The 16578-nt window shown below is 37.3% G+C and carries 10 protein-coding genes; 2 read left to right on the forward strand and 8 right to left on the reverse strand.

Annotation, left to right across the window (positions count from 1 at the left end):
• Positions 1-9 precede the first annotated feature (9 nt).
• The 3 genes from NYR30_RS03705 to sbcB form a co-directional block, all read right to left on the reverse strand.
• Positions 10-1638, reverse strand: a complete 1629-nt coding sequence (locus NYR30_RS03705; RefSeq protein WP_302501938.1) for an ESPR-type extended signal peptide-containing protein — start codon at positions 1636-1638, stop codon at positions 10-12.
• A 351-nt stretch (positions 1639-1989) separates the two neighbouring features.
• Entirely contained in the window at positions 1990-4194 is a 2205-nt protein-coding gene (locus NYR30_RS03710; RefSeq protein ID WP_302501939.1) for an NADP-dependent isocitrate dehydrogenase, read from the reverse strand.
• 90 nt (positions 4195-4284) lie between these two features.
• Positions 4285-5703, reverse strand: coding sequence for an exodeoxyribonuclease I (gene sbcB, locus NYR30_RS03715; protein WP_066422304.1), 1419 nt, complete (start codon positions 5701-5703; stop codon positions 4285-4287).
• Between the two features lie 265 nt (positions 5704-5968).
• Here sbcB and cspD point away from each other — a divergent pair, with 265 nt between their 5' ends.
• Positions 5969-6178 carry a cold shock domain-containing protein CspD gene (gene cspD, locus NYR30_RS03720; RefSeq protein ID WP_066106934.1) on the forward strand — a complete coding sequence of 70 codons (210 nt, stop codon included), beginning with the start codon at positions 5969-5971 and terminating at the stop codon, positions 6176-6178.
• 106 nt (positions 6179-6284) lie between these two features.
• Here cspD and tdeA read toward each other — a convergent pair whose 3' ends face one another.
• From tdeA to ggt, 4 genes are all read right to left on the reverse strand, one after another.
• Complete coding sequence (gene tdeA / locus NYR30_RS03725; RefSeq protein ID WP_066112927.1) at positions 6285-7655, reverse strand: toxin/drug exporter TdeA; 1371 nt, start codon at positions 7653-7655, stop codon at positions 6285-6287.
• Between the two features lie 103 nt (positions 7656-7758).
• A complete protein-coding gene (locus NYR30_RS03730; RefSeq protein WP_302501942.1) occupies positions 7759-9696 on the reverse strand; it encodes a MacB family efflux pump subunit in 1938 nt (645 codons plus the stop codon).
• A 10-nt stretch (positions 9697-9706) separates the two neighbouring features.
• Positions 9707-10873, reverse strand: a complete 1167-nt coding sequence (locus NYR30_RS03735; RefSeq protein WP_302501943.1) for an efflux RND transporter periplasmic adaptor subunit — start codon at positions 10871-10873, stop codon at positions 9707-9709.
• 391 nt (positions 10874-11264) lie between these two features.
• Positions 11265-13049: a gamma-glutamyltransferase gene (ggt, locus tag NYR30_RS03740; RefSeq protein WP_197495483.1), complete on the reverse strand. Its 1785-nt coding sequence runs from the start codon at positions 13047-13049 to the stop codon at positions 11265-11267.
• Between the two features lie 463 nt (positions 13050-13512).
• Here ggt and glnS point away from each other — a divergent pair, with 463 nt between their 5' ends.
• Entirely contained in the window at positions 13513-15177 is a 1665-nt protein-coding gene (gene glnS, locus NYR30_RS03745; protein WP_066112930.1) for a glutamine--tRNA ligase, read from the forward strand.
• Positions 15178-15245: 68 nt separating this feature from the next.
• Here glnS and NYR30_RS03750 read toward each other — a convergent pair.
• A protein-coding gene (locus NYR30_RS03750; protein WP_302501945.1) for an IS3 family transposase occupies positions 15246-16576 on the reverse strand; the annotation gives its coding sequence in 2 pieces (ribosomal slippage) (positions 15246-16120 and positions 16120-16576; 1332 coding nt in all).
• Between the last annotated feature and the right edge of the window lie 2 nt (positions 16577-16578).

Genomic DNA, 16578 nt, shown 5'->3' on the forward strand with positions numbered 1-16578 from the left:
AGTGCTAATCTACTTCAGCCCCAAGTTATTTAGAATAGTTTCGCCACTACCCGATTGATAAAAATCACCATTACCATGTACACCGTTATCAAGGGTATATTCATTACTACGGGTGATTTTTAAGATAGCGCGGCTATCGTCAGTGCCGAGATAAACATCACCTTCACCGATATCGCCGGTTTCACCGAAATAATAAGGTTTTTGTTCTGCTTCAGGTAACAACTTTATCTGTTCCTGTAATGAATCTAAATCTTCAACACGATAACTACGATTTATCTTACTGCCATCAAAAGATAATGCTAAAGAAACATAGCCTTCTCCACCGATTTCTAATATTCCTGCCTCAACAGTGGTATTGCCTTGATAGCGGTTATCGGCTGTTAATACTAAAGTACCGCCACCTTGAATCAAATCACCGGTATAGTTATTGGTGTCTTCTTTTTCGAGTACTAAACCTCCTTTGCCTATTGGGGTAATCGCAGCATGCGGATATTGTACTAATGCTTTCTTATCTTTTAATGTTGGGTCAAGAATCAGCTTAGCGTCATTATCATTTACTGTAATACTATAAGCAGCAGGTGCAGTTAGCGTATAAAAATTATTAAATAGGAGTGATGGTTGGGCTGTCGTCTTATTGTTTAAGATTAAGGTTCCGCCACTAAAAGCAAAATGAGCTGGAGATATTGCTGATGGTGTATCATTACTAATTGTAGTGTAACCTTGATCTCCCATCTGGTCCCTAATACTAATATCACTATCGCGACCATATCTACCTGCACCTACAGCACGATAGACATCAGTAACCAACTGTCCACCATTAAGGATTAAGCGAGATTTCTTGGTAATATCACCAGCAAATTTTATACCTTTATCTGCAAATACAAAGCTCTTACCTGAAATTTCTACAACGCCTTGACCTCGTCCTTCATCTCTACCATTCCTATGATTTCCCAGTGCCAACATACCTTTTCCTTGAAACTGACCATCATTATTCCAATTCACTAACACATAGGCATCCTTAACAATTAATTGACCATTGCCATATCCATAGTATGAGGATGTTGAACCACCCACATCAATATAGGATTCTGCTGTAAGGATAGCACCGTCAAATACGTTAATAGTGGCAGTGCTATCTTTATAGTTTAAAGTATTAGAGATAGTAAGAGCTTGAGATCCATAATAATGAAAACCCGCTTCTAATTTGGTTCCTTTACCACTAATCAGTAGGGTATTACCATTCATCACCCAAAGTTGAGCTGGAGCAGTTTTAGGTGTTCCAGATTCCCGATCATAATATTGGGTTGTATAAGGGTTAGGCATTGTTTGCCCTTGAGGAAGGGTAAAAACGGTATCATGTATTCTTAGGTTATTATCAGATGTACCGATACGTGCATTAAAATCTATGGCTAATGTGGTTTGTGGTATTGCTAAGGCAACAAATAGAGATAAAGTGGAAAAAATAAAAGGTTGGGAATAAGCAGAAGTTAATTTAGTTGTTGTTGGGGGGGGGGTAATTAGACTACTGATTTCACTGCGATTTTTGCAGGATTTTGCACTATAAGAATGCGCAAGTTCGCTAACACATTGCCATAATTGCAACGCATGGTTCCAAACAACTCGATAGATATGATTCATAAGAGGCTCCTTGGTTAGTAATGAAGTGACAAGCTAAACATAAAAACACAATAATAAATAAAACTTGAGATTATGTTATAGCAATGTGATGAATTGATTATTATGTAAAGAATACTCTCTATAATAGAAAAGAGGTAATGGAAAAAATCGTAAAAAACTTGTACTTTTCCGTTTTTTACATATTAAAAGAGTCACTCTCTTGCACTAAAGTATGTCATTTGGAGTACCAGTTAAGTGCTTCTTGGAAAAATGATCATTTGGATTAAAACAATAGTTAACTTTGTCAATAAAATAACCCCGATAGCGGTAACTATCGGGGTTGGTAGTTATCAATAGATAATGAATAACGGTTTAGGCGAAATTATCAATAATCGCATTTAAAGTCGCACTTGGGCGCATTGCTTTTTGCGCAAGCTCTGGGTTTGGTTGATAATAACCACCCATATCAACCGCATTACCTTGAATCTCAAGCAACTCTTTAACAATCGCCGCTTCGTTTTCCACTAATGCTTGCGCTAATGGTTTAAATTGTGCCGCTAATGCTGGATCTTTATCTTGTTGGCTAAGTGCTTCCGCCCAGTAACAAGCAAGATAATAATGGCTGCCGCGGTTATCGATTTCTTTGACTTTACGTGCTGGTGATTTGCCGTTTAACAACAATTTTTCCGTAGCAACATCTAACGCATCGGCAATAGCTTGCGCACGTTGGTTACCTTCACGTTGTGCTAAATGTTCAAGTGAAACCGCTAACGCTAAGAATTCACCTAAAGAGTCCCAACGTAAATGATCTTCTTGTAAGAATTGTTGCACATGTTTTGGTGCTGAACCGCCAGCGCCGGTTTCAAACATACCGCCACCATTCATTAATGGAACGATAGAGAGCATTTTCGCACTGGTACCTAATTCTAAAATAGGGAAGAGGTCGGTGAGATAATCGCGTAATACGTTACCAGTGACAGAAATGGTGTCTTTACCCGCTTTTGCACGTTCTAATGAGAATTGAGTTGCTTCAACTGGTGAGAGAATATGTAACTCAACTTTACTGGTATCAATCGTTGCCAAATCTCTTTCGACTTTTTTCAATACTTCGCGATCGTGTGCACGATTTTTATCAAGCCAGAAAACTGCTGGAGTATCAGAGAGTTGTGCACGTTTTACCGCTAATTTCACCCAATCAGTCACCGGTGCATCTTTGGTTTGACACATACGCCAAATATCGCCGGCTTCAACAGTATGCTGCATTAAGACTTGGTTATCTTCGTCTAATACTTTCACAACGCCATCAGCAGCGATTTCAAAGGTTTTATCATGAGAACCATACTCTTCCGCTTTTTGTGCCATTAAACCAACGTTTGGTACGCTACCCATTGTTTTTGGATCGAATGCACCATGTTGTTTACAGAAAGCGATAGTTTGCGCATAAACACCAGCATAACTGCTATCCGGAATTACTGCTTTAGTATCTTGTAATTTGCCTTGTGCATTCCACATTTGACCTGAACTGCGGATCATTGCCGGCATTGAAGCATCAATAATGACATCACTCGGTACGTGAAGATTGGTAATACCTTTATCAGAATCTACCATCGCTAAATCTGGGCCGTCAGCTAATGCTTGATCTACTGCTGCACGCACTTCATCCGGTAATTTATCTAAATTGGCAATTAAATTACCTAAGCCGTTATTCACGTTTACGCCTGCTTGTGCTAATTGCGCACCATATTTCTCAAATACTGGGGAAAAGAACACTTTTACCGCATGACCGAAAATAATCGGATCAGAAACTTTCATCATGGTAGCTTTCATATGTAATGAGAATAACACGCCTTGTTTTTTCGCATCTTCCACTTCTTTAGCAAGGAAATCCACTAAGGCTTTTTTGCTCATCATTGTGGCATCTAAGATTTCACCAGCTTGACCTTTTAAGCTTTTTAATACGATTTGTTGCCCTTGTTTATCTTCTAAGACAATACGGATTTCACCAGCTTTGGCTAAGGTAACAGATTGTTCATTATGATAGAAATCGCCGGCTTGCATTGTTGCCACGTGCGTTTTGGAATCTGCTGACCAAGCTCCCATACTATGCGGATACTGTTTCGCAAAATTTTTCACTGCTTTAGGTGCGCGGCGATCTGAGTTTCCTTCACGTAAAACAGGGTTTACTGCGCTACCTTTGATTTTGTCATAACGAGCACGCACACTATTTTCTTCGTCATTGCTTGGTGAATCTGGGTAATTTGGTACGGCATAGCCATGCGCTTGTAATTCGGCGATAGCTGCTTTTAATTGTGGGATAGAAGCACTGATATTTGGTAATTTGATTACATTCGCTTCCGGTTTTGTTACTAACTCTCCTAATTGAGCAAGCGCATCTTCGACACGTTGTTCCGGTTTTAAATATTCAGGGAAATTTGCCAAAATACGGCCGGCAAGAGAAATGTCGCTGGTGACCATCTCAATATTGGCTGGTTTAACAAATTTTTCAATAATCGGTAGGAAAGAGAGAGTGGCTAAAGCAGGTGCTTCGTCGGTATAGGTATAAATAATTTTACTCATAATCACCTCTTGATTGGATATTAAGTATAGTGTGTTGCAATTCGCCTGATATCGCAGAATATCAGGCACGATAATCGTATCTTTATCTTATCATTTCATTATTAACTTTAAACCATAATCATAAAGATTTTTTAACAATGTGAGTTTGCTCTCATCATTAGCATATTCGGCAGAAAGTTGTTCTAATTCGGCAATAAAACTCTCGCTGGTTTGTTCTAATTTGGCGCGACAATATTTTTGCCATTTAATTTGTTCGGCACGAGAGAGTGTTTTAAAAAAATGTCTGGCACGATAGTGAAAGAGCAATTCAGGAATACGTGCATCTTGAAAACTTAAACCATGATCAGCGAGTTTTTCAGCAGGTAAGGTACGCAAAATAGCAAGATTATTTTTATCAGAAAAAGAGTAGAAACCGTTATATAACGCAGTTTCGACATTGCTAAAATCATTGTCATATTCATCAAGAAATATTTGATGTAGCTTTTCGCGAATATCTGGTCTGGCTTTTAATTTTTCTAAATTGGCTAAACAAAGCTGGCGATCGATGCCTACGCGTTGTGCATCTTGTGGCGTTAAGGTTTTTGCCGGCGCAAGAATTGGACATTTATTGATATGAACTAGTTTTAGTGGTACTGGCAAAATACCTTGCTGTTCTAACTCTTCTTTTTTGGTGTAAAGGTTTTGTTTTAATTGTGCAGCATCTAGCTGTAATAAATCGGTAAGATCGCTAGCTAGATCACAAAAAATAACCGCATTTTTGTTGGTTGGATGTGGTGCTAGCGGCACCATCCAACTGATATTACTGCGATAATTACCGAGCATACCAGATACATGCACTAATGGCGTCATATTGATGTAATCAATTAGTGCTTCAATCTCTTTTTTACCACGATGTGTGAAAAAGTAATCAAACAGTTTCGGTTGTTTGCTTTTAATTAATTTCGCCATTTCAATCGTGGCATATACATCGGACATCGCGTCGTGGGCGTGGCTATGTTCAATACCATTCGCTTTCGTCAATAATTCTAAGCGAAAACTTGGCATACCTTGTTCATCATAAACCCAATTAATACCATCTGGACGTAAGGCGTAAGTTGCACGTACTAAATCGAGTAAATCCCAACGCGAATTGCCATTTTTGTAACTATATTCATAAGGATCGATAAAATTGCGATAAAAAGTGTAACGTGTCATTTCATCATCAAAACGAATATTGTTGTAACCCATAATGCAAGTATTGGGTTGGCTAAATTCAGCTAAAATTTTGTCAGCAAATTCAGGTTCGCTAAGCCCTTGTTGATTACAAAGTTGTGGCGTAATGCCTGTTAAGGCAACTGCGGCAGGATGCGGTAAATAATCATCACTTTGCTTACAATAGAGAACGATAGGTTCACCAATAATATTGAAGTCTTGATCAGTACGAATACCAGCAAATTGGGCAGGGCGGTCTAAAGCAGGATCAACACCGAAACTTTCGTAATCATAAATAAAAAAAGAGAAATTACTCATATTGTAGATTTTAATACTAAAAATAGAAAAATAACCTCATGATTATAGAGAATGATAACTGAGGATAAAACCTTAAATTTAGAGTTAATTTGGCATAAATGAGATTGTTTTTAAACAAATTTGCTAAATTTATGTGATCTTCCGCTAATTTTAAACATTCGCTATTTGATTTATCAGCCAACTTGGATAAATATGTAGCCAGTACAGGGCGATCCTGCCGTTGTATATTTTAAATTAAGTAAAAAATCCATTATTCGAGGTTATTATGGAAATCGGTGTAGTTAAGTGGTTTAACAATGCAAAAGGGTTCGGTTTTATTTCGACTGAAGGTCAAGAAGGCGATATCTTCGCACATTATTCTGTGATTGAAATGGATGGATATCGTTCATTAAAAGCAGGACAAAAAGTACAGTTTGAAGCTGTACATGGCGATAAAGGTTCTCACGCAACGAAAATTGTGCCAATTGTTGAATAATTATATCGCATACTTTTTAAAATGATTTTGTGTGTTAAAACAAGATTAATCAAATAAAAAAGATACACCAAAGAGGGTGTATCTTTTTTAGTTTTATGAGGCAAGATTATTTCTTCATATAATAACCTGCCATAGATTGATATACCGCTGTTTCATTTTTAATTAAGTTGTATTTTTGACTTAAAATTGAAATTTCTGAAGCCTTTTCGGTATTTTCCGCTGCTAACCAATCTTTTAATTCAGATACGCCAGCATTGTAACGATCACGATAATATTTGCTGATTTGCTTATCGTAGTTATATTTATCTTGTAGATTGTTGTAGCTACGTTGTGATTGTTGATAAGCAAAATAGAGTGCATCAATTTCATTAAGCGCAGTAGTAATATTTTGTGCGAAAGCTAAACGATATTGTTCATAAGTCGCTTCTGAAATTTTTACATTCCATTTAACAGTTTGCCAAGAAAGGAATGGCAATGTAATAGAAAGTGCGCCAATACCAGCTTGTGATTCAGTTGCATTGCTTACACGATTACCTTGTACTTGTAATGTACCCGCTAAACTAACAGTTGGGAACCAGCTCTTTTGCATTGCTTTTGCATCTTTAAAGGCGCTTTGTAAACGATATTGTGCAGCGCGAACATCAGGACGATTTGCAATTACTGAAACAGGTACATTTAAATTCACACCTGGAAGTTTAACATCAAGTAATTTTGGCAATTTTAGATTAAGCGGTTCGTTTGGTTTTAAATTTAATAAATTGTGCAATGTTTGTTGTGCAGTTTTTTGTTGCGCTTGTAAATCAAGGAGCGTATTGCGTGCGGTTAATACGGCTTGTGTTGCTTGAGCGCTGCTTAAACCATCAATTACACCGAAGCGTTGTTTATTTTGTACTACGGTATTGATTTGATTGTAATAATTTACAGATTCTTCAGTCGCTTTAATGGCATCATTTAAATAAGCGAGGCTGTAATAAGCGTCGATTACACTATTAATTAACGATAAACGAGCTGCGGCAAGATCTTCAATTGTCGCTTTATGTTCCCATTCAGCTGCATCAGCAGAATCGGCTAATTTACGCCAGAGATCTACGGTGTAACTAATACCGATTTGTCCTGAATGAGTAATAGTTGAATTACCGCCATTTTTGATATCTTTCATTGCTTTAGATTCAGAACCACCGCTAAAAGTTGGCACTAAATCAGCACCTAATAAATTGGCTTTATATAAAGCGATATTCACTGCAACGGCACTTTTCGCTAAATCAAGATTGTTTTTTAATGCGAGATCAACTAGTTGATTGAGTTGTGGATCATTATAAAGTTTCCACCACTCTTCATTTACGTTGAATTGTGAAGTCGCTGAAATATATTGTTCAAAATTTTGTTGGCTGGCTTTAAATGAATCATCAATATTGGCACAACCAACAAGAATTGTAGAAAGCAACAAGGCTGCGGTAATTTTATTGAATTTATTCATAGTTATCCTTAAAAAATAAATAAAATGTTATAAAAAATTATAGCAATTTTCGCCATTTTCGCCTAGTAATCACATCTGAAATTATTCACTTCATAAGGTAATTTTACTCTTGTGATAATGCGGTAATTGGGTTTAATTTGGCGGCATTTTGTGCAGGAACATAGCCAAAAATGACACCAATTAAAGTTGAGCAGAGTACTGCCACTACAATCGAAAATGTTGAAAATAGCATCGTAAAATCGGTCATAAATTGATTAAATAATACACCAATAATGCCGGATAAACAGATACCGATAATGCCGCCGACTAAACAGACTAACACTGCCTCAATCAGGAACTGTTGTAAGATATTTTGTTGTTTTGCACCGATTGCCATTCTAACACCAATTTCTTTGGTACGTTCGGTAACAGAAACCAACATAATATTCATCACACCAATACCGCCGACAATCAGTGAAATTAAGGCGATTGATGAAATTAATAATTTCATTGTATTGGTAGTACTTTCGATAGTTTGTTTAATCGTATCGGTATTTAAAATAAAGAAATCTTTTTTACCATGACGGCTTAATAAAAGTGCAGTCACATTTTTTTCCGCTGCGGCGGTGGTAATACCTTCCGACACTTTTACTGTAATGGAACTAATTTTTTTCTCGCCAGAAATTTTGTTCATAGCGGTAGTATAAGGAATCCAAATATTAAGATTTTCACTGTTAATTCCCATTACATTATTGGTATTCACTACACCAATAATTTTTAGCGGTTTTTTATTAATCATAATAATTTGTCCAAGAGGATTACGATCTTGGAAAATACGCTGTTGTGTATTTTGATCAATAATAGCCACTGATTGATTTAGTTTCACATCTTGTGCGGTGAATAAATTTCCTGCTGCTGATTGAATGCCTTTAACATTAAAGTATTGTTCACTTACTCCGCGTACTTGAGCAGTAAAAGCGCTATTGCGATAAGTTAAGGTTCCGCTCACTGAACTATTTGGAGTCACGCTTTCTATATAAGGTTGTTTCATCAAAATTTCGCTGTCAGCTATAGTTAGATTTTGCATACTTTCCGCTCTGCGATCGCCAAAACCTGTACCATTAAAAATATCTATTGTGTTGGTACCAAGTGAATTAATATTTTGTAACACTTTTTGTTGCGAACCATTACCTAATGCCACCACACAAACAACGGAAGTAATACCAATAATGATACCCAACATAGTCAGGAGCGAACGTAATTTATGTGCCACAATCGCTTTAATCGACATATTTAATGCTTCAATAAATTGATCGCGATAAAAGCGAAAACTTTTGCTGGTGTTAGCTTGACTGATTTCACGCTGTTGCAACGGATCATTTTTACGCTGATCTTGAATAATTTCACCGTCTTTAATTTCGATAATACGGCTGGCAAATTGAGCTATATGTTGATCGTGAGTGACCAGAATAATGGTATGCCCTTCTTGGTGCAGCTGCTGCAGAATTTCCATTACCATTTCGCCGCTTTTAGAATCTAATGCACCAGTTGGTTCATCTGCCAAAATAATATCACCGCCATTCATCAAGGCTCTTGCAATACTGACACGTTGTTGCTGACCGCCTGATAATTGATTAGGTTTATTCTCCATTTTGTTAGCTAAACCTAATTTATCTAATAGCTGTGCAGCGCGGGCTAAGCGCTGTTCTTTCGCCATTCCAGTATAAACAGCAGGTAAGGCAACATTCTCTTGAGCATTTAATGTTGGTAACAGATTATAGCGTTGAAAAATAAAACCAAAGCGTTGCTGACGTAATTCTGAAAGTTGATCGGCTGACAAAGTTGCAGTTTCTTGCCCGGTAATGGCATAGGAACCATTGGTTGGGGTATCTAGGCAGCCAATAATATTCATTAAGGTTGATTTACCTGAACCAGAGGTACCAATAATCGCGATAAAATCACCTTGTTGGATCTCCAAATTGATATTTTTCAGAATATGAACGCGGTTTTCTCCTTCACCAAAGAATTTATTCAGATTCTTTATTTCGATGATATTTTGCATACCCACCTCATTACATCATTCTTGGTGTTCTTACGCGCACGCTAGGTGAGTCGTTAGTAGAAGATTGCGATACAATAACTTTCTCGCCTTCCTCTAAACCAGATAATACTTCGGTGTTTACATCATCGTGTAAGCCTGTGGTGATGGTTTTCTCGATCACATTATTACCATCTAATACTTGTACAGTCGATTTACCAGCTTGTTTGCGAATAGCCAATGTTGGTACCGTTAACACATTCTGTTTTTGCGCAATAATAATGGTATTTTGTGTCGTCATCCCGATTTGTAATTTATGTTCTGGATTAGGAACTAACACGTTGGCGTAATAATAAATAGCATTGGTATCACTCACTGATTCGGTATATTCGTTATCTGTTAATGTAGTCATTGCAGGATCAACAGAATCAATTTTCGCAGTATAAATTTCGTCAGGTTCCGCGAGAGTAGAGAATTTTACCGTCATACCAGCTTTAATTTTGGTGATATCTCCTTCAGAAATTTCAGGTTTAATCAGCATTGTATCCAAATCTGCTACTTGAATAATTGTTGGAGTTGTTTGATTAGCATTAACAGTTTGCCCTTCAGAAACTGGAATTGAAATAACAGTACCATCTAATGGAGAAGTAATTTTGGTGTAATTTAAATTGGTTGTTGCCGTATTCACTTCAATTTCTGATTGTTTAACTTGTGCTTGAATTTGTTCAACAGTAGCTTTTGCACTTTCTAATGTGTTTTGTGCTGTTTCGTAGTCATTTAGTGAACTTGCTTGTTTTTTATATAATTTTGCTACTCGGTCATAATTAGATTGTGCGATACGATATGCTGTTTGCGCCGCAGCGAGTTGTGCTTTATAAGAAGCTAATTGAGCAACAGCGATATTTAATTCATTTTCTTGGGTGATTGAGTCGAGTTGGGCAATGAGATCGCCTTTTTTAACTTGTTGTCCAAGTTTGACATAAATTTTTTCCACTTTACCTGAAACGCGCGCACCAACCTCAACACGTTTAGAACTACGAACTGTTCCTGTTGCAATTACAGTTTGTTGTAAATCTGTTTTTTTTACTGTTTCCGTAAAATAGGAGGTTTGGGGCTGATTACTCTGTGTGAAATAATAAATGGAACCAAGCACAGTAACAGCAATAGCAAGGCTCCACACGATTTTTTTATTTAATGTCATATATGTATCCTTTAGACAACCAAGGACGTTTCTCTTTACTAAATGAACATTCATTCATTTTATAGAAAGATGACTTGGTAAACAAATATTATTTTGGGAAATATGTGATCAGACTATTAGTAAAAGGAGGAGTGTTTGGAACGCTAATTTTTGCGAATAATCTGATTGCATGTATAGCGGTTTAATGATGGAGAAGGAAAATTAGAAGAAAATTAGTTTTGCATGAATGATGGCAGAGGCTGGTTTGTTGTTTACATTTTTAATGTGTTTGATGTAGCTGATGGTGATCTGATTTTGTTGCAAAGGATTTACGCTGTCTGTTTTTTATGGCGGCTTGATGAATGAATAAAACCTGCTTGATTTTCACAAGCAGGTTTTCATCACATTATTGTTAGAAACCAGTTGCTAAACCGTCACTTCTTGGATCAGAAGCACCTTGTAACACGCCATTTTCACGAATTAAAATCGCGCCAGCATGCCCCATAGTATCTGTATAATCTGGCAGCATTTTGACAGGGTGTCCACGACGTTGTAGTTCTTGCGCTGTTTGTGCGGAAATTCGTCCTTCCAATTTGAGATCGTTAGAGCTGGCTCCCCAAGTACGTCCATATAACCAACGAGGTGCATCAACAGCTTGTTGCGGACTCATTGCAAAATCGACAATTCGTGTCACTAACGCAGCTTGAGTTTGCGGTTGTCCTTCACCACCCATTGTGCCGTAAATTAAATAAGGTTTATTATTTTTGAACAGCATTGCTGGGTTTAGTGTGTGGAATGTGCGTTTGTGAGGTGCTAGCGCATTGACATTATTTTTATCTAAAGAGAAAAATGAACCACGATTTTGTAATATTATGCCAGTACCTTTTGGCACAATCGCAGAACCAAAATCATGATATATGCTTTGGATTAAAGAAACCGCATTTCCTTGAGCATCTACTACACCAAACCAGACTGTATCACCTTTAGGGTCTAGCGCTTGTACGTTAGTTGCTGCTTTTTGCATATCGATCTGTTTGGCTTGTTCTTTACCATGTTCTTTAGACAATAATTTGTCGAGCGGAATATGGACAAAATCAGGATCACTTAAGTATTTATCTCGATCAGCAAATGATTGTTTGGTTGCTTCTATTAATAGATGGTAATAATCTGCAGTGCCTTCTCCCAGCTTACGTACATCGAAATTGTTTAGAATGTTGAGAATTTCTAGTGAAGCCATACCTTGAGTATTTGGCGGGAAATTATAGGCAATAGTATCACGATAAGCGACATGTATTGGTTTCACCCAATTTGCTTGATGTGCACTGAAATCATTTAATGTTAGCATACCATCATGTGCTTGTAGATCCGCAACAATAGCTTTAGCGATTGAACCTTGATAAAACTCTTTAGCCCCTTTATCTGCAATTAGTTGCAAGGTATTGCCAAGATCCTCTTGTTTTAAAATATCACCGACTTGATAAGCCTGTTTGCTATTTTTCAGGAAAATTTTAGCAAATTCGCTAAAACGGGAAAGATTACGGAATTCACTATCTGTAGGATCTAAATTAATTTTGCTCCAATATTCGAGAGAACTGCTGACAGGGAAACCATTTTTGGCCAGACTGATAGGAGTTTTAAATAGATCTTTCCAGGCAAAATGGCTATTCATATGTTGTTGTGAATATTGATAAGCTTTATCCCATCCTGATACGATCCCTGGTACTGTGTTGGCAGAGTAATATCCACGAGAAGGTATTTTGCTAAACCCTTTGCTTTTATAGAAATCTATAGTTGCTTTTTCCCCTGCGCGACCTGAAGCGTTAAGAGCTTTTAATTCACCTGATTTGGCATCATATATCAACCAAAAACTGTCTCCACCTAAAGTACACATTTGTGGGTAAACAACAGCAAGTGTTGCAGCTGTTGCGATTGCTGCATCTATTGCACTTCCTCCACGCTGTAATACATCAATCCCTGCTTGAGTAGCAAGATAGTGAGGAGATGTCACCATAGCATGGGTAGCTAATGGATTGTCTGCCTGCGCCGTAGTGAGGTGGCTTGGTGAATGGATTAATTTTGGATCATAGGTGAAATTTTCAGCGCTATACAGTGATCCAGAAAAACAAAGAATAGTTGCAGTAATAGCGATGCTGCGCATACTGTTTGAACAAGATAAAAACGTTGACTGTAACTTCATAAAGACCTCCGTAAATCATAATGGTGAATCCCAGTCATTTAGTAAGTTTTTTGGAATTGAAAATATTCTGAAAAATCCTCTTTTTATTAAAAAAACTACAATTAATTTTAAAGTAATTGATTAATTTTCTATTAATTTGGATTGTTTTTTAGAATATATCTAAATAATAGGATCTTAAATTGAATATTGTCAAATATTTTTATATCTTTTATAGATTTTTTTAATTTCATTGCGTTTTTATTGGTTTTTATATCGTTTTCAGCCTAATAGAGAGTGTCTTGTTAGTGTTTTTGGGGGAGGTAAACAATTTGGATATCTATTTAGATAATCTGCGGTTTAAATTTAATATGTTTAAATGGAGAAAAGGGAATTTAGCAAGAAAATGAGGCTTCGGTTTGGTGTTATGCACTAAAAAGTGTAAAATGCGGAAATTATTTTTGAGTACACTCAATTTGAGGACATTATGAGTCATACAGAAACGACAGAGATAAAACCAACTAACTTTATTCGTCAAATTATTGATGAAGATCTGGCACAAGGCAAACATCAATCTGTTTATACCCGCTTTCCACCTGAACCAAACGGTTATTTACATATCGGTCATGCGAAATCTATCTGCTTAAATTTCGGTATTGCCGAGGATTATCATGGCAAATGTAATTTGCGTTTTGATGATACGAACCCAGTAAAAGAAGATATGAGTTATGTTGAGTCAATTCAGCAAGATGTGGAATGGCTTGGCTTTAAATGGGAAGGTAAGCCGCGTTATGCTTCTGATTATTTTGATCAACTTTATGGCTATGCGATTGAGTTGATTAAAAAAGGATTGGCTTATGTGGATGAGTTATCACCGGATGAAATGCGTGAATATCGTGGAACTTTAACTGAACCAGGTAAAAATAGTCCTTATCGTGATCGTTCAGTAGAAGAAAACCTAGCGTTATTTGAAAAAATGAAAAATGGTGAATTCGCAGAGGGCAAAGCTTGTTTGCGTGCGAAAATTGATATGGCTTCACCGTTTATTGTAATGCGAGATCCAGTAATCTATCGTATTAAATTTGCACACCACCACCAAACAGGCGATAAATGGTGCATTTATCCGATGTATGATTTTACACACTGTATTTCCGATGCGATTGAACGTATTACTCATTCACTTTGTACATTGGAATTCCAAGATAACCGTCGTTTATATGATTGGGTATTGGAAAATATCTCTATCGAACGTCCATTACCGCATCAATATGAATTTTCTCGTTTAAATCTAGAAAGTACGCTGACTTCTAAACGTAAGCTATTACAGTTGGTTAATGAAGAGATTGTTGATGGTTGGAATGACCCTCGTATGCCAACTATTTCAGGTTTACGTCGTCGTGGTTATACACCAGAGTCGATTCGTGAATTCTGTCGTCGTATTGGGGTAACGAAACAAGATAATGTGGTGGAATATAGTGCATTAGAAGCTTGTATTCGTGACGATTTAAATACCAATGCACCACGTGCAATGGCGGTAATTAATCCATTACGCATTGTGATCGAAAATTTTGATGGAGTAGAGATGTTGACTGCGCCAAATCATCCTAATCGTGAAGAGCTTGGTAGCAGAACATTGCCATTCACTAAAGAAATTTATATTGATCAAGCAGATTTCCGCGAAGAGGCGAATAAGCATTATAAACGCTTAGTCTTAGGTAAAGAGGTGCGTTTGCGTAATGCGTATGTGATTAAAGCTGAACGAGTGGAAAAAGATGCTGAAGGCAATATTACTACTGTTTATTGTAGTTATGATCCAGAAACCTTAGGGAAGAATCCAGCTGACGGACGTAAAGTAAAAGGGGTAATTCATTGGGTATCAGCAACGCAAAATCACCCAGCAGAATTCCGTCTATATGATCGTTTATTTACCGTATCAAATCCAAGCGCAGCGGAAGATATTCATCAGGTGTTAAATCCACATTCATTAGTGGTGAAACATGGTTTTGTTGAACAAAGCCTAATTAATGCACAAGCGGAAAAAGCATATCAATTTGAACGTGAAGGCTATTTCTGTGCAGATAGTAAAGACAGCCACCCAGAACATTTGGTGTTTAACCTCACTGTTTCTTTAAAAGAGAGCGTTGTGGTTTAATAACTGGTTTTAATTCAAGAGAAAGGCTTTTAACTGATGTGATCTGACCCCGAAAAGTTGGACAATAATCAGATGGACTGAAGTCGGTATTGTACCGGACTCAGTCCATTTAGTTTCAATTGTATACGCTCCTCATTATAATAGCGAACATAATCTTTGATAGCCACCTCAAGTTCTGCAATCGTCTGAAACACTTTTCCATAAAAGCACTCCACTTTCATTCGTCCAAAGAAACTCTCCATTGCTGCATTGTCTAGACAATTTCCCTTCCTTGACATACTTTGTACGATGTGATGTTCAACCAATAAGTGTTGGTAACTCGGTATTTGGTACTGTATGCCTTGGTCTGAATGTAAAATTGGCGTGTCGCCTTTAGAGAGCCGAGTAATCGCTTGGCGTACCATTCGGTTCACTAAATCACTATTTGGATGACGACTCCATTGATAGGCAATCAGCTCATTGTTATAGCAATCCAAAATAGGGGAAAAATAGAGTTTTTCGCCATTAACATTAAACTCGGTAATATCCGTCAACCACTTTTGATTTGGATGGGTAGCACGAAAATCTCGTTGTAAGCGATTCGGTGCAATTTTGCCCACTTGCCCTTGATAGGAAGAATATTTTCGTGGCGGTTTCCTTTTTACTTGTAATCCTAGCTCTTGGAGCAGACGTTGCACCCGTTTATGATTAACCTTATCTAACTGCCTCGTGACATGACGATAACCATAATGGGGATGTTGCCGTTTGATGGCAATAATCTGCTCTTTGATGGACTTATTGTTATCCACTGGCTTGCTTTTGCCCTGTAAATGATAAAAGAAAGTACTTCTTGCTAATTCTGCATAAACTAACAAGAGGGTTAAGGGATACTGTACTCTTAACCCTTGGATGATAGCAGCCTTTTCCTCGCTTTTTCTTGGTCTAATGCTTGACACTTTTTTAGGTAAGCATTCTCCGTTTCTAGTTCTAGGATTCTTAAGCGTAAACGTTCTTCTTCTGTTTTCGGTAGTGGTGGCATTTTGGCATAACGTGTTTTTTTCATTGTAGGACGTCCTTTAGGTTTGGGGAATAATCCCTCTATACCGTATTGTTGAAAACTTTTCAACCATTGGCTAATCACACTGGCGTTCGAGATGCTAAACTGTAAGCTAGCGCTTTCTAGACTCAATTTATCCCGTTGGATGGTTTGGATGACTTGATATTTGAAGTCAGGAGAATACGTTCTCTTAGTATGAAGGACAGCTAAGCCATTACTACCTGAATGTCGAAATTGAGCAATCCAATGTCTTAATGTTCTTTTCGGAATGTGAAAAGTACGACAAGTGAATGACAAACATTCGTGATGTTTAACATAAAAATCAATGACGTGTTGTTTAAAGGTTTGGGTATATTTAGTCATAA

It is taken from the genome of Gallibacterium salpingitidis (assembly GCF_030517105.1).
Lineage (GTDB): Bacteria > Pseudomonadota > Gammaproteobacteria > Enterobacterales > Pasteurellaceae > Gallibacterium > Gallibacterium salpingitidis.

Bases quoted from the DNA above. Each gene is read 5' to 3' on its own strand.
- tdeA (WP_066112927.1), bottom strand. From the start codon at position 7,655: ATGAATAAATTCAATAAAATTACCGCAGCCTTGTTGCTTTCTACAATT.
- ggt (WP_197495483.1), bottom strand. From the start codon at position 13,049: ATGAAGTTACAGTCAACGTTTTTATCTTGTTCAAACAGTATGCGCAGC.
- NYR30_RS03730 (WP_302501942.1), bottom strand. From the start codon at position 9,696: ATGCAAAATATCATCGAAATAAAGAATCTGAATAAATTCTTTGGTGAA.
- glnS (WP_066112930.1), top strand. From the start codon at position 13,513: ATGAGTCATACAGAAACGACAGAGATAAAACCAACTAACTTTATTCGT.
- NYR30_RS03735 (WP_302501943.1), bottom strand. From the start codon at position 10,873: ATGACATTAAATAAAAAAATCGTGTGGAGCCTTGCTATTGCTGTTACT.
- NYR30_RS03710 (WP_302501939.1), bottom strand. From the start codon at position 4,194: ATGAGTAAAATTATTTATACCTATACCGACGAAGCACCTGCTTTAGCC.
- sbcB (WP_066422304.1), bottom strand. From the start codon at position 5,703: ATGAGTAATTTCTCTTTTTTTATTTATGATTACGAAAGTTTCGGTGTT.
- cspD (WP_066106934.1), top strand. From the start codon at position 5,969: ATGGAAATCGGTGTAGTTAAGTGGTTTAACAATGCAAAAGGGTTCGGT.
- NYR30_RS03705 (WP_302501938.1), bottom strand. From the start codon at position 1,638: ATGAATCATATCTATCGAGTTGTTTGGAACCATGCGTTGCAATTATGG.